This window comes from Streptomyces sp. RKAG290, assembly GCF_023701695.1.
GTDB lineage: Bacteria > Actinomycetota > Actinomycetes > Streptomycetales > Streptomycetaceae > Streptomyces.
In genome coordinates, this window is record NZ_JAJOZC010000001.1 from 4,787,800 (window position 1) to 4,800,671 (window position 12,872).

The window sequence follows — 12,872 nt, forward strand, 5'->3', positions numbered from 1 at the left end:
GGTGTTCACTGCGCCGCGAGTGCGCGGACGGTACGGGACGGGCTGGGTCGGCCCAGTTGTTCGGCGAGCCACACGCTGGTGGCGGTGAGCGCGTCGAGATCGACCCCGGTTTCGATGCCGAGGCCGTCGAGCATCCACACGAGGTCCTCGGTGGCCAGGTTGCCCGTCGCGCTCTTCGCGTACGGGCAGCCGCCGAGCCCGCCCGCGGAGGCGTCCACGGTGGTCACGCCGTGCTGGAGCGCGGCGAGGGTGTTGGACAGGGCCTGTCCGTACGTGTCGTGGAAGTGCACCCCGATGGTGTCGGTGTGCACCCCCGCCTCATTCAGCCCGGACAGCAGGGTCTGTACGTGGCCGGGCGTCGCGACACCGATGGTGTCGCCGAGCGAGAGCTCGTCGCAGCCGAGGTCCATCAGCGCGCGGGCGACCCGGACGACCTGGTGGACGGGGACGGGCCCCTCCCACGGGTCGCCGAAACACATCGACAGGTAGCCGCGCACGTGCACCTTGTCCGCCTTGGCGCGGGCCACGACGGGCTCGAACATGGCCAGCGACTCGTCGACGGTGCGGTTGAGATTGCGGGCGGCGAACGTCTCCGTCGCGGAACCGAAGACGGCGATCCGGCGGGCCCCGAGCGCCAGCGCCCGGTCCAGCCCCCGCTCGTTCGGCACCAGGACCGGGAGCGCGACGTCGCCCACGTCCCCTATGTCGCCGAGCATCGGGAAGAGCTGCTCGGCGTCGGCGAGCTGGGGCACCCACTTGGGGTGGACGAAGCTCGTCGCCTCGATCGTGGCGAGTCCGGCGACGGCGAGCCGGCGGATGAACTCCGCCTTCACCTCGGTCGGCACGACGGTCTTCTCGTTCTGCAGCCCGTCGCGGGCTCCCACCTCGTGGATCCGGACCCGGGAGGGCAGTCCCGGTGCGGCCACGGTCATCGGCAGGGTGCGGGTGGTCGTCATGCTTCCTCCCCAGCGGCGGCCACGGGAGCGACCACGGCCAGTACCTGGTCCATGGCGACCGTGGCCCCGGCGGTGACGTCGAGTTCGGTGACGGTCCCGGCGTGCGGGGCGGAGATGACGTGCTCCATCTTCATCGCCTCCACCACCAGCAGGCTCTGCCCGGCCACGACCTCGTCCCCGACGGCCACCTTCACCACGGTGACGGTCCCGGGCATGGGCGCGGCGAGGGTGTCCGCACCGGCGTGGGCGGCGCCGGTCAGCGACGCCTCCACCGGGTCGTGGTCCCGGACGTGCCAGGTGTCGCCGTCCCGGCCGAGCCAGCGGCCCTCCGGGGACGCGACATGGGCGAACGAGTGCGTGACCCCGGCCAGTTCGAGGGTGACGCGGCGATCGTCCGCGGTGATGAGCCGGGCCGTCTCCGCGCCGCCGGGCAGCGGGCCCAGCGGCCCGCAGGTGCCCGAGTCAGGGGTCGGCGGCCGGTCGCCCTCGCCGACATGGCCGAACGTCAGCTCGGTGCCGGCTCCGCACGGCCGCAGACCCACCTGGACGGGCTCGTGGCCGGGGATGCGGAAGTGCCGCACGATCCGCGCCGGGGTGCCGCCCAGCCGCCAGCCGTCACCGGCCGAGAACGGGTCGGACCACGTCCCGGTGGAAGCTTGTGCGGGGGAGTGCTGCCGCAGCAGGGCCGCCGCCGCGTACACCTCCTCCGGCACGCCGTCCGGCACCAGGACGTCCACCTCGCGCTCCACCAGGCCGGTGTCCAGATCGCCGGTGACCACCGCGGGGTGGCCGAGCAGCCGGCGCAGGAAGCCCGCGTTGGTGGGGACGCCGAGCACGACCGTGTCCGAGAGCGCCGCCCGCAGCCGGCGCAGGGCCGTGGCCCGGTCGGGGCCGTAGGCGATCACCTTCGACAGCATCGGGTCGTACAGGCTGCCGACCTCGCCGCCCTCGCCGAGCCCCGAGTCCGTCCGCACCCCGCCGCCCTGCGGTTCGTGCAGCGCCAGCACGGTGCCGCCCGAGGGCAGGAAGCCGCGCGCCGGGTCCTCGGCGCAGATCCGGGCCTCGACCGCGTGCCCGGTGAGCGTGATGTCGCCCTGCCCGTACGGGAGCCGCTCGCCGGCCGCGACGCGCAGCTGCCACTCCACCAGGTCGAGGCCGGTGATCAGCTCGGTCACCGGATGCTCCACCTGGAGGCGGGTGTTCATCTCCATGAAGTAGTACGAGGACGGGTCGTTGCCGGGGACGATGAACTCCACCGTGCCCGCGCCGACGTAGCCGCAGGAGCGGGCCGCCTGCACGGCCGCCTCGCCCATCGCCGCCCGGGTCCCCTCGTCGAGCAGGACCGACGGCGCCTCCTCGATGATCTTCTGGTGGCGGCGCTGCAGCGAGCACTCCCGCTCGCCGAGGTGCACCACGTTGCCGTGGCCGTCCGCCAGCACCTGGATCTCGATGTGGCGCGGCCGGTCGATCCACCGCTCCACGAGCAGCGTGTCGTCGCCGAAGGAGGCGCGCGCCTCGCGTCTGGCCGCCGCGATCTCGTCCGCGAGCAGCGTCGCGTCGCGGACCAGCCGCATGCCCTTGCCACCGCCGCCCGCCGAGGGCTTCAGCAGTACCGGCATCCCGATCTCGTTGGCGGCTTCGGCCAGTTGGCCGTCGGTCAGCTCGCTGCCGGTGGAGCCGGGCACCACCGGGACGCCGGCGGCGGAGACCGTCTCCTTGGCCCGGATCTTGTCGCCCATCAGCGCGATGGCGGCGGCGGGCGGTCCGATGAAGACCAGCCCCGCGTCCGCGCACGCCTGGGCGAAGCCCGCGTTCTCGGCGAGGAATCCGTAGCCGGGGTGGACGGCCTGCGCGCCCGTGCGGCGGGCCGCCTCCAGCAGCCGGTCCACGCTGAGATAGCTCTCGGCCGCCGGGGCGGGGCCGATCCGTACCGCCGTGTCGGCCTCGCGCACGTGCCGGGCGTCCGCGTCCGCGTCGCTGAAGACGGCGACCGAACGCACCCCCAGCTCGCGCAGGGTCCGGATGACCCGGACCGCGATCTCGCCGCGGTTGGCGACGAGAACGGTGTCGAACATCGTCATCTGTTCCTCACATCCGGAAGACGCCGAAGCCGGCATCGCCCAAGGGGGCGTTGGCGCAGGCGGTCAGGGCGAGCCCCAGCACCTGCCGGGTCTCCAGCGGGTCGATCACGCCGTCGTCCCAGAGCCGGGCGGTGGCGTAGTACGCGTTGCCCTGGGTCTCGTACTGCTCGCGGATCGGGGCCTTGAAGGTCTCCTCGTCCTCGGCGCGCCAGTCGTCGCCGAGCTGGTCGCGCTTGACCGTGGCGAGGACGGAAGCGGCCTGCTCGCCGCCCATGACGGAGATCTTCGCGTTGGGCCACATCCACAGGAAGCGCGGCGAGTAGGCGCGCCCGCACATCGAGTAGTTGCCCGCCCCGTAGGACCCGCCGACCACCACGGTCAGCTTCGGCACGCGGGTGCAGGCGACGGCGGTGACCATCTTGGCGCCGTGCTTGGCGATGCCGCCGGCCTCGTAGTCACGGCCGACCATGAAGCCGGAGATGTTCTGCAGGAAGACCAGCGGGATGCCGCGCTGGTCGCACAGCTCGATGAAGTGCGCGCCCTTCTGGGCGGACTCGGAGAACAGGATGCCGTTGTTCGCGACGATCCCGACCGGGTGGCCGTGGATGTGCGCGAAGCCGGTGATCAGCGTCGTCCCGTACTCGGCCTTGAACTCGGCGAAGCGCGATCCGTCGACGACCCGGGCGATCACCTCCCGCACGTCGTACGGGGTGCGCGAGTCGACCGGGACCGCGCCGTAGAGACCGGCGGGATCGACCTTCGGCTCGTCCACGGGCTGTACGGACCACGGCAGGGCGCCCCGGTCCGGCAGCGTGGCCACGATGTTCCGCACGATCCGCAGGGCGTGCGCGTCGTCCTCGGCGAGATGGTCGGTGACCCCCGACGTACGGGAGTGGACCTCGCCGCCGCCCAGCTCCTCCGCGGTCACGACCTCGCCGGTCGCCGCCTTCACCAGCGGCGGTCCGCCCAGGAAGATCGTCCCCTGGTTGCGGACGATCACGGCCTCGTCGCTCATCGCGGGGACGTACGCACCGCCGGCTGTGCAGGACCCCAGCACCGCCGCGATCTGCGGGATGCCGGCGCCGGACATCCGGGCCTGGTTGTAGAAGATCCGTCCGAAGTGCTCCCGGTCCGGGAACACCTCGTCCTGCATCGGCAGGAAGGCGCCGCCGGAGTCCACCAGGTACAGGCAGGGCAGCCGGTTCTCCAGTGCCACCTCCTGGGCCCGCAGGTGCTTCTTCACGGTCATCGGGTAATACGTGCCGCCCTTGACGGTCGCGTCATTGGCGACGATCACGCACTCCCGGCCGCTGACCCGCCCGATCCCGGCGATCACCCCGGCGGCCGGGGCCGAGCCCCCGTACAGCCCCTCGGCTGCCAGCGGGGCCAGCTCCAGGAAGGGTGAGCCCGCATCGAGCAGGGTGTCCACCCGCTCCCGGGGCAACAGCTTGCCGCGCGCCACATGCCGGGCGCGGGCCTTGTCACCCCCGCCGAGCCTGGCCGTGGCGAGCCGCTTGCGCAGCTCGTCGGTGAGCGCGTGATGCGCCGCCTCGTTGGCCTGCCAGGCCTCGGAGGCGGGATCGGCCGCGCTCGCCAGCACCGGTGCCTGCTGCATCCTGTCGAGCCCCCTTGCCCGTACCGCAGTGGTTAATGGTCGTTAACGCCCTTCAGGTTAACGACCGCTAACCCCCCTGTCTAGAATGACTGCTCATGAGCACCCATGCCGCCGCCCGCGTCGCGGCTCCCACCCGCCGCGAGCAGATCCTCAAGGAGGCCGCGCGCCTCTTTGCCGAGCGCGGCTTCCACGGCGTCGGCGTCGACGAGATAGGTGCCGCGGTCGGCATCAGCGGCCCCGGCCTCTACCGCCACTTCCCCGGCAAGGACGCGATGCTCGCCGAGCTGCTGGTCGGCATCAGCGAGCGCCTGCTGGCGGGCGGCCGGCTGCGCGTGTCCGAGGACGCGGCCTCCGACGGCGGGCCGCGCGAGGCGCTGCTGGACGCGCTCATCGAGGGCCACATCGACTTCGCCCTCGACGACCGGCCCCTGATCACCCTGCACGACCGGGAGCTGGACCGCCTGCGGGACACCGACCGCAAGCGGGTGCGCCAGCTCCAGCGCCAGTACGTCGAGGTGTGGGTGGGTGTGGTCGGCGACCTCTATCCGGACCTCCCCGAGCACGAGGCGCGCGCGGCGGTGCACGCCGTCTTCGGGCTGCTGAACTCCACCCCGCACCTGGGCCGCCCCGGCGCCCTGCCCGACCGCACGGACACGGCGGCGCTGCTGCACCGGCTGGCGCGGGGCGCGTTCGCCGCGGCCGGCGACGCCCGGGCCCCGCAGGGCGGGAATCCGGAATAGAGCGGCCGTAATCCGCACCGTCAGTCCTTGGGGTGCGGATTACGCGCCGAATTTCCCCCGCGAATCCCTGTCGCCTGAGTTGTTTCGGCGAGGCGCGGACATAGGCTGCGAAACGGTCGCGTCCGCGCCTGATGGGGAACTGAATGAAAAACTGCCAGGTATCGATCGTCGTTCCTTGTTACAACGAGGACGAGGCCGTCAAGGCTTTTCACCGCGCGTTGGTCGCCGCTCTCGAACCGACCGGGAAAAGCTTCGAGGTCTGCTACGTCGACGACGGCAGCGACGACCTGACCCGCACCCGGCTGACCTACCTCGCCGCGGCCGACGAGCGGGTCCGCTACACCGCCTTCAGCCGAAATTTCGGCAAGGAGGCCGCCATGCTGGCAGGCCTGCGCATGTCCCGCGGGGATTTCGTGGTGCTGATGGACGCCGACCTCCAGCACCCACCCGAACTGCTCCCCCGCATGCTGGAGCTGAGCAGGCACGGATACGACCAGGTGATCGCCAGGCGGGACCGCGAGGGCGAGGGCCTCCTGCGTGCGTTCGCCAGCCGCTCCTACTACCGCGTCATGGGGCACTTCATGGACGTGTCGGTGGTCGACGGCGAAGGGGACTTCCGGCTGCTGTCCCGCCGCGCGGTGGACAGTGTGCTGGCGCTCCCCGAGTCCGAGCGGTTCTCCAAGGGGATCTTCTCCTGGATCGGCTTCGACACCACCAGCTTCACCTACCACAACGCCGAACGGGTGGCGGGGCGCTCGAAGTGGGGCGGCAGACGGCTGCTCAACTACGGCATCGACGGGCTGATCTCCTTCAACAACCGCCCGCTGCGGCTGGCCGTCTACGCCGGCCTGCTGATGGCCCTGGCGGCGATGGGATACGCCGTGTGGATCATCGTGGGCGTGGCGCGCCACGGGGTGGCCGTTCCCGGCTATACCACCCTGCTCACCGCCGTCGTGGCGCTCGGCGGAATCCAGCTGGCCACGCTCGGCATCGTCGGCGAATACGTCGGCCGGATCTACTGCGAGACGAAGAACCGCCCGCACTACCTGGTCCGGGAGACCAGCGAGAACCCGGGCCCGCCCGCACCCGACCCGCCGCCACGGATGAGGGGCCGCGGCTCCAGCGCCTACGGATCGGGCAGATCCCGCATCGTCCGCCAATTCCTCACCTTCGCCATGATCGGCGTCGTCAATACGGCGGTCTATCTGGCGGTGTACTCCACACTCAACACCTGGATTCCGTATCTGACCGCCCACGTCATCGGATACTGCGTCAGTATCATCGGCTCATTCCTGCTCAACTCCTACATCACCTGCCGGACCAGGCCGACCTGGCGGGCCTTTGTGCGCTATCCGGTGTCGAGCCTCGTCAATCTCGTCCTGTCCGGGCTGCTGCTGTATGTCGGGGTGAGCCATCTGGGCATGGGGAAGAACATCGCCGCGCTGGCCGCCGGAATTCTCGCCACCCCTTTCTCCTTCCTGCTCGCCCGGTGGGCGATCACGTCGGGCGCGGCCCTGTCCCGGCGGCCGGAAGCGGTGGCCGGCAGCCGGACCGGCCGGCCGGGCGACTGACCCCGCCACGGCACGGACACGGCACACGCGCGCGGCACACGACGACGGCACAGGCACACGGCGGTAACGCACGAAGGGCACCGGACACCCATGACCGCGGAAGCATCGGGCACCGCAGACACCCCGCCGCCTCCGGACGCTGCCCGCCGGGAGGACCGCGACCGGGCCCCGGTGCCCCGCGCGCCGATCTGGACGCTCGTACTCACCGTCTTCCCGCTGGCCCTGCTCGCCGCGTCCTTCTGGATCGGCCGGCTGGTGCGGCCGGGCGGCGACGACTGGTGCTTCCTGCCCGTGCTGCGGGACGGGGGAGTCTCCGGCATGATCGGGAAGTTCTACCTGGAGGACAACGGACGCATCGCCAACGCGCTGATGGTCGCCCTCTACGGAGCGTTCGGGGTCCCGGGCCACCAGTGGTACGCCACGGTCAGCGGCCTGCTGATCCTGGCCGTGGTGCTGTCCTTGACCGTGGCCGCGCTGCGCAGCGCCGGGCGGACCGCGCCGCGCGGGATGCCCCTGCTCGTCGCGTCGATGACCGTGGTGGTGTTCTTCTTCGCCACCCGGAACACGTACAAGACGTTCTACTGGCCGGCCTCATCCGTCTCGCACACCGTCGCCCCGGCGCTGGCCGCCGCGGCGGTCATCCCGCTGCTGAGAGCCCGCTCGCGCCGGGGGCGGATCCTCGCGCTGTGCACCGCCGCGGTGGCCGGGCTCTTCATCGGGACCCTCTCGGAAGGGACCTCGATCGTGGCGGGCGTCCTGCTCTGCACGGTCCTGCTGCTGAGCCTGCGGTCGCGGCCGGGCCCCGCCCGCGGCCACACCCGCCTCTGGTGCGGCATCGCGCTGGCCGCCCTGCTGGCGGGAATGGTCGTCATCTACACGTCACCCGGCTCCCGCGCCCGCCGCGACCGGTTCGGCGCCGGCGCCACCTCCCTCGCCGACCCGGACTCGCTGACCACCGCGCTGCGGACGTACGGCGACATCCTGGAGACGGTCCTCGGCACGTGGACCTACCTCGGCGCGTTGGCCGTCGGCGTCCTGCTGGGCCTGTCCCTGCGCGAGGGCGACACGGCCGCCGACGGGCCCCTGCGCCGCCGGCCCCTCCTCCCGGCCCTGGCCGGTGTGGCGGCGTTCCTGGTGGCCGGCTACCTCTGCACGGTGGTCACCCTCCCCGCCTTCGCGAACAACATGATGTCGTACGGCACCCGCACCTGGAACGACTACCTCTTCGTGTACGTGCTGCTGCTGGCCGGACTCGGCGCCCTGCTGGGCGGCGCCCTGCGCACCCTCGGACGGGGCGCCGCGGCGGCGACCGGAGTGGCGACGGCAGCGGCGGCGCTGCTCTGCGCCGGGGTCTGCGTGGCGCTGGCCGTGCCCCTGGCGGGCCTGGAGCATGACATGAGCCTCCGGGCCCGGCACTGGGACCGCCAGGACCGGCTGCTGCGCGAGGAGGTGCGCAAGGGCGCCCACGTCCTGCCGTACGTGCCGGCCTCGGTGGGAGAGATGCGCGACCCGTTCGGCGACCACGGCCGCAGCCTGTGGCCCGACATCTGCGTGGCCGAGTACTACCACCTGACGCGGATCACCTACTCGACCTGGCTCCCCTGACCCCGCCCGACAGGCAATACGACCGGCACACTGCGCTCACCTGACGGCACAATGGGTTCATGCCGATACCCAGCCGCGCCGCCCTCGTCGAACATCTCGTCCGTACGCGTATCGCCGGGGACGTCGCGACCCCGCGCGACAACAACCTCTCCCACTACCGCAAGCTCGCCAACGGCGACCGCCACTTCTGGCTGGGCCTGGAACTCGGCGACCGGTGGCGCGACGAGCAGGACGTGCTGGCCGTCATGGCCGAGCGGTGCGGGGTCAGCGACGACCCGGAGCACCGGTACGGCCAGGACACCATCGACCCCGAGCTCACCGTCGACGCCCTGGACCGGGCGGCGGCCCGGCTGCGGAAGGCGGCCGCCGGGTCCGAGCGGGTGCTGTTCGCCACCGGCCACCCGGGCGGGCTGCTGGACGTCCACCGGCAGACGGCGGCCGCGCTGCGCACGGCCGGCTGCGAGATCGTCAGGATCCCGGCCGGGCTGATGGCGGACGAGGGCATGGTCTTCCAGTTCGCGGACGTCGCCGTGCAGGAGCGCGGCGCGACCCTCTGGCACACCCACTCACCGGCCCCCATGGCGGCGATCCTGGACGGTCTGGAGCGGGAGGGGCGGCCCATGCCTGACCTGGTCGTCGCCGATCACGGCTGGGCGGGCTGTGCGGCGCAGCGCGGCCTGGACGCCATCGGGTACGCGGACTGCAACGACCCGGCGCTGTTCCTGGGGGAGTCCGAGGGCACCCTTCAGGTGGCCGTTCCGCTGGACGACCACGTGCTCGACCCGCGCTTCTACGACCCGATGACGGACTATCTGCTGGACGCGGCCGGACTGCTCTGAGAGCGCGCCCGCACCTCAGCACCCGCCGTCGTCCGGGCCGTCCGGAACGGGCGGTCGTGGTCGGTGCCGGTCGTCCGGGCCGGCCGGGGGCGGTACGGGCGTAACACCGAGGACGCCGTCGACCGCGATCACAGAGGCCGACCCGCGGACCCCGCGGATCAGCCGTCAGTCGTTGTCCGTGCGGTCGGTGAACAGCCCTCCGCCGTCCCCGTTGCCCTCCCCGTCGCCGGGACCGACCACCGGATTCCCGCCGGCGGCCCGGGCGCGGCGGCGCTGGGCCACCCCCGGCGTCGGGTCCAGATACACCCGCTGGATCGACGGATAGCGCTCGCGCAGCTGCTGCTCCGCCTCCTCGCAGGCCCATTCCACCTGCTCGGCACTGGCCACGTCCCGGAAGTCGACCTTCGCGGCGACCAGGACCTCGGTCGGTCCCTGGATGAGCGTGGTCAGCTCCAGCACCTCGATGATGTGCGGCACCGAGAGCAGCTCCTCCCGCATGCCGGTCCGCATCGACTCCGGCACCGGACGGCCGATCAGCAGCTGCGCGTTGGAGCGGCCGAGCACCCAGGCCACGTACACGAGCAGCACGCCGATCAGGATCGACGCCACGCCGTCCCAGACGCCGGAGCCCGTCAGCTGGCCGCCGAGCAGCCCGCCCGCGGCCAGCAGCAGTCCGACCAGGGCCGCCGAGTCCTCCATCACGACGGCCTTGACCGCGGTGTCGGGCGTACGGCGGAGGTACCGGGTGGGGTCGGCCCCCAGCCGGGCTGCCTCACCGCGGACCTGGCGCAGCCCGGTGCGCAGCGAGTAGCCCTCCAGGAGGAAGGCGATGCCCAGCACGATGTACGAGATCAGCGGATCGCCGAGCTCCTCGCCCGCCATGAGCGTGTGGACACCGTCGTACAGCGAGAAGACCGCGCCGCCGACGAACGTGGCCACCGAGGCGAGCATCGCCCAGATGTACCGCTCGGGGCCGTACCCCAGCGGGTGTTCCTCGTCGGCCGGTTTCTCGCTGCGCTTCAGGGCGGTCAGCAGCAGCACCTCGGTGACGGTGTCGGCCACCGAGTGGGCCGCCTCCGAGAGCATCGCGCTCGATCCGCTGATCAGGCCCGCGACGGCCTTCGCCACGGCGATGCCGAGGTTGGCGGCCGCCGCGACGACGACCGTGAACGTGGACTCCCCACCCGCTGATTTCTCGTCACTCATGGTGGGGAGTATGTCCGCAGCCGGGCCGGGCATGTCCCTCGCGCGGCCGCGAAGCCCGTTCAGTCCTTCCGGGGGACCCGGACCACGCCCTCCTGGATGACGGTGATCGCCAGCCGCCCGTCCTGCGTGTAGATCCTGGCCTGGCCGAGTCCGCGCCCACCGGACGCGGACGGCGACTCCTGGTCGTACAGCAGCCACTCGTCGGCCCGGAACGGCCGGTGGAACCACATCGCGTGGTCCAGGCTCGCCCCCACCACGTCGCCGACCGCCCAGCCGCCGCGCCCGTGGGCGAGGAGCACCGAGTCGAGCAGCGTCATGTCGGAGACGTACGTCGCCATGCAGACGTGCAGCAGCGGGTCGTCCGCCAGCTTGCCGTTGGTGCGGAACCACACCTGCGAGCGGGGTTCGCGCGGTTCGCCCACGGTGCCGAACGGCGGGGCGTCCACGTACCGCAGGTCGACCGCGGCCCGCGCCTCGATCAGCCGGTCCACGACCCCGGGGTCGCTGAACCGGTCCGCGTAGCGCGGCAGCATCTCGGCGGCCGTGGGCAGCGTCTCCGGATCGGGCGCGGCCGGCATGTCCGCCTGGTGCTCCAGGCCGTCCTCATACGTCTGGAAGGACGCCGAGAGGTGGAAGATCGGCTGCCCGTGCTGGACGGCCACGACCCGCCGGGTGGTGAAGGAACGCCCGTCCCGGATGCGGTCGACGCTGTAGACGATCGGCGCTCCCGGGTCGCCCATCCGCAGGAAGTAGGAGTGCAGGGAGTGGGCGGTCCGGTCCGCGGGGACGGTGCGGCCCGCGGCGACGAGCGCCTGGGCCGCGACCTGTCCGCCGAAGACGCGGGGCACGACCGCCGAACGGCTGGTGCCCCGGAAGATGTCCCGCTCGATCTGCTCCAGGTCGAGCAGATCGAGCAGGGAGTCAAGTGCTGCGCTCATGGAGAGAACGTAGCCGCTCTACAGGCCCATGGACTTCGCGATGATCGACTTCATGACCTCGCTGGTGCCGCCGTAGATGCGGTTGACCCGGTTGTCCGCGTACAGGCGGGCGATCGGGTACTCGTTCATGAAGCCGTAGCCGCCGTGCAGCTGGAGGCAGCGGTCGATCACGCGGTGCGCGACCTCGGTGCAGAACAGCTTGGCGGAGGCGGCCTCGGCGGCGGTCAGCTCACCGGCGTCCAGCGCCTCCAGCGCGCGGTCGGCGACGGCCTGGGCCGCGTCCACCTCGGCCTGGCAGGCGGCCAGTTCGAACTTGGTGTTCTGGAACGAGGCGACGGTCTTGCCGAAGACGGTGCGGTCCTGCACGTACTCCTTGGCGAACCGGACGGCGGCCGCGGCCTGCGCGTACGCGCCGAAGGCGATGCCCCAGCGCTCGGAGGCCAGGTTGGTGCCGAGGTAGCCGAAGCCCTTGTTCTCCTCGCCGAGCAGGTCCTCGACCGGGACCTTGACGTCGACGAACGCGAGCTCGGCGGTGTCGGAGGTGCGCAGGCCGAGCTTGTCGAGCTTGCGGCCCACGGAGTAGCCCGCGGACTTGGTGTCGACGGCGAAGAGGGAGATGCCGAAGCGGCGGTCGTCCTCGCGCGGGGCGGAGGTACGGGCGCAGACGATGACCCGGTCGGCGTGCACGCCGCCGGTGATGAAGGTCTTGGCGCCGTTGAGGACGTAGTGCGTGCCGTCCTCGGAGAGCTTGGCGCTGGTCTTCATGCCCGCGACGTCGGAGCCGGTGCCCGGCTCGGTCATCGCGAGGGCCCACATCTCCTCGCCGGTGGTGAACTTCGGCAGCCAGCGCTTCTTCTGCTCGTCGGTGGCGAGCATCTTGATGTAGGGCAGGCCCAGCAGGGTGTGTACGCCGGAGCCGCCGAAGGAGACGCCCGCGCGGGCGGTCTCCTCGTATATGACGGCCTCGTACTTGTGCGAGTCGATGCCCGCGCCGTCGTACTCCTCGTCGACCGTGATGCCGAAGACGCCCAGCTCGCCGAGCTTCTCGTAGAACTCGCGCGGCACCTGGCCGGCGGCGAACCACTCGTCGTACACGGGCACGACCTCGGCCGCGACGAAGGCGCGGATGGTCTCCCGGAACGCCTCGTGGTCCTCGTTGAATACCGTACGGCGCACGGGGTGCCTCCTTGGTCGGCTGTGGTGGGTGCTGGTTTCACCGGGCGAGCATGGCTAAGCGCTTGCTCAGCCATGGTTAAAAGTTACCCGGCAGTCACCATCGCTGTCCAGGGTGATGCTCAGCACGCTGGGGGAGTGGGCCGCC

10 protein-coding genes are annotated in these 12,872 nt (G+C 71.8%); 4 read left to right on the forward strand and 6 right to left on the reverse strand.

The annotated features are described in order from the left end of the window. Window positions 1–5: 5 nt before the first annotated feature. Genes LNW71_RS21110 through LNW71_RS21120 form a run of 3 tightly spaced genes read right to left on the reverse strand, consistent with a single transcriptional unit; the run spans window position 6 to window position 4,652 of the window. Window positions 6–956: a hydroxymethylglutaryl-CoA lyase gene (locus tag LNW71_RS21110; RefSeq protein WP_250969657.1), complete on the reverse strand. Its 951-nt coding sequence runs from the start codon at window positions 954–956 to the stop codon at window positions 6–8. After that, on the reverse strand, window positions 953–3,031 hold the full coding sequence (locus tag LNW71_RS21115) for an acetyl/propionyl/methylcrotonyl-CoA carboxylase subunit alpha (RefSeq protein ID WP_250972085.1): 2,079 nt from the start codon (window positions 3,029–3,031) through the stop codon (window positions 953–955). The genes LNW71_RS21110 and LNW71_RS21115 overlap by 4 nt, the downstream gene beginning before the upstream one ends. Before the next feature lie 13 nt (window positions 3,032–3,044). Then, on the reverse strand, window positions 3,045–4,652 hold the full coding sequence (locus tag LNW71_RS21120; protein ID WP_250969658.1) for a carboxyl transferase domain-containing protein: 1,608 nt from the start codon (window positions 4,650–4,652) through the stop codon (window positions 3,045–3,047). 95 nt (window positions 4,653–4,747) lie between these two features. Here LNW71_RS21120 and LNW71_RS21125 point away from each other — a divergent pair, with 95 nt between their 5' ends. The 4 genes from LNW71_RS21125 (at window position 4,748) to LNW71_RS21140 (ending at window position 9,407) form a co-directional block, all read left to right on the forward strand. Next, the gene (locus tag LNW71_RS21125) at window positions 4,748–5,392 is read left to right on the forward strand and encodes a TetR/AcrR family transcriptional regulator (protein ID WP_250969659.1); all 645 of its coding nucleotides are present in this window, start codon (window positions 4,748–4,750) and stop codon (window positions 5,390–5,392) included. Between the two features lie 143 nt (window positions 5,393–5,535). Beyond that, window positions 5,536–6,963, forward strand: a complete 1,428-nt coding sequence (locus LNW71_RS21130) for a glycosyltransferase (protein ID WP_250969660.1) — start codon at window positions 5,536–5,538, stop codon at window positions 6,961–6,963. A gap of 90 nt (window positions 6,964–7,053) precedes the next feature. Beyond that, window positions 7,054–8,568, forward strand: coding sequence for a DUF6056 family protein (locus LNW71_RS21135; RefSeq protein ID WP_250969661.1), 1,515 nt, complete (start codon window positions 7,054–7,056; stop codon window positions 8,566–8,568). 59 nt (window positions 8,569–8,627) lie between these two features. Then, on the forward strand, window positions 8,628–9,407 hold the full coding sequence (locus tag LNW71_RS21140; protein WP_250969662.1) for a phosphatase: 780 nt from the start codon (window positions 8,628–8,630) through the stop codon (window positions 9,405–9,407). Between the two features lie 165 nt (window positions 9,408–9,572). Here LNW71_RS21140 and LNW71_RS21145 read toward each other — a convergent pair whose 3' ends face one another. From LNW71_RS21145 to LNW71_RS21155, 3 genes are read right to left on the reverse strand one after another with little or no spacing between them, the layout of a single operon-like run. After that, the gene (locus LNW71_RS21145; protein WP_250969663.1) at window positions 9,573–10,613 is read right to left on the reverse strand and encodes a cation diffusion facilitator family transporter; all 1,041 of its coding nucleotides are present in this window, start codon (window positions 10,611–10,613) and stop codon (window positions 9,573–9,575) included. Between the two features lie 59 nt (window positions 10,614–10,672). Then, the gene (gene tesB / locus LNW71_RS21150) at window positions 10,673–11,551 is read right to left on the reverse strand and encodes an acyl-CoA thioesterase II (RefSeq protein ID WP_250969664.1); all 879 of its coding nucleotides are present in this window, start codon (window positions 11,549–11,551) and stop codon (window positions 10,673–10,675) included. Window positions 11,552–11,569: 18 nt separating this feature from the next. Continuing rightward, entirely contained in the window at window positions 11,570–12,727 is a 1,158-nt protein-coding gene (locus tag LNW71_RS21155) for an acyl-CoA dehydrogenase family protein (RefSeq protein WP_250969665.1), read from the reverse strand. Window positions 12,728–12,872: the final 145 nt, after the last annotated feature.

Excerpts from the sequence above, each read along its gene's own strand:
- LNW71_RS21135 (WP_250969661.1), top strand. The coding sequence starts at position 7,054 with ATGACCGCGGAAGCATCGGGCACCGCAGACACCCCGCCGCCTCCGGAC.
- LNW71_RS21110 (WP_250969657.1), bottom strand. The coding sequence starts at position 956 with ATGACGACCACCCGCACCCTGCCGATGACCGTGGCCGCACCGGGACTG.
- tesB (WP_250969664.1), bottom strand. The coding sequence starts at position 11,551 with ATGAGCGCAGCACTTGACTCCCTGCTCGATCTGCTCGACCTGGAGCAG.
- LNW71_RS21130 (WP_250969660.1), top strand. The coding sequence starts at position 5,536 with ATGAAAAACTGCCAGGTATCGATCGTCGTTCCTTGTTACAACGAGGAC.
- LNW71_RS21140 (WP_250969662.1), top strand. The coding sequence starts at position 8,628 with ATGCCGATACCCAGCCGCGCCGCCCTCGTCGAACATCTCGTCCGTACG.
- LNW71_RS21120 (WP_250969658.1), bottom strand. The coding sequence starts at position 4,652 with ATGCAGCAGGCACCGGTGCTGGCGAGCGCGGCCGATCCCGCCTCCGAG.
- LNW71_RS21125 (WP_250969659.1), top strand. The coding sequence starts at position 4,748 with ATGAGCACCCATGCCGCCGCCCGCGTCGCGGCTCCCACCCGCCGCGAG.
- LNW71_RS21115 (WP_250972085.1), bottom strand. The coding sequence starts at position 3,031 with ATGTTCGACACCGTTCTCGTCGCCAACCGCGGCGAGATCGCGGTCCGG.
- LNW71_RS21145 (WP_250969663.1), bottom strand. The coding sequence starts at position 10,613 with ATGAGTGACGAGAAATCAGCGGGTGGGGAGTCCACGTTCACGGTCGTC.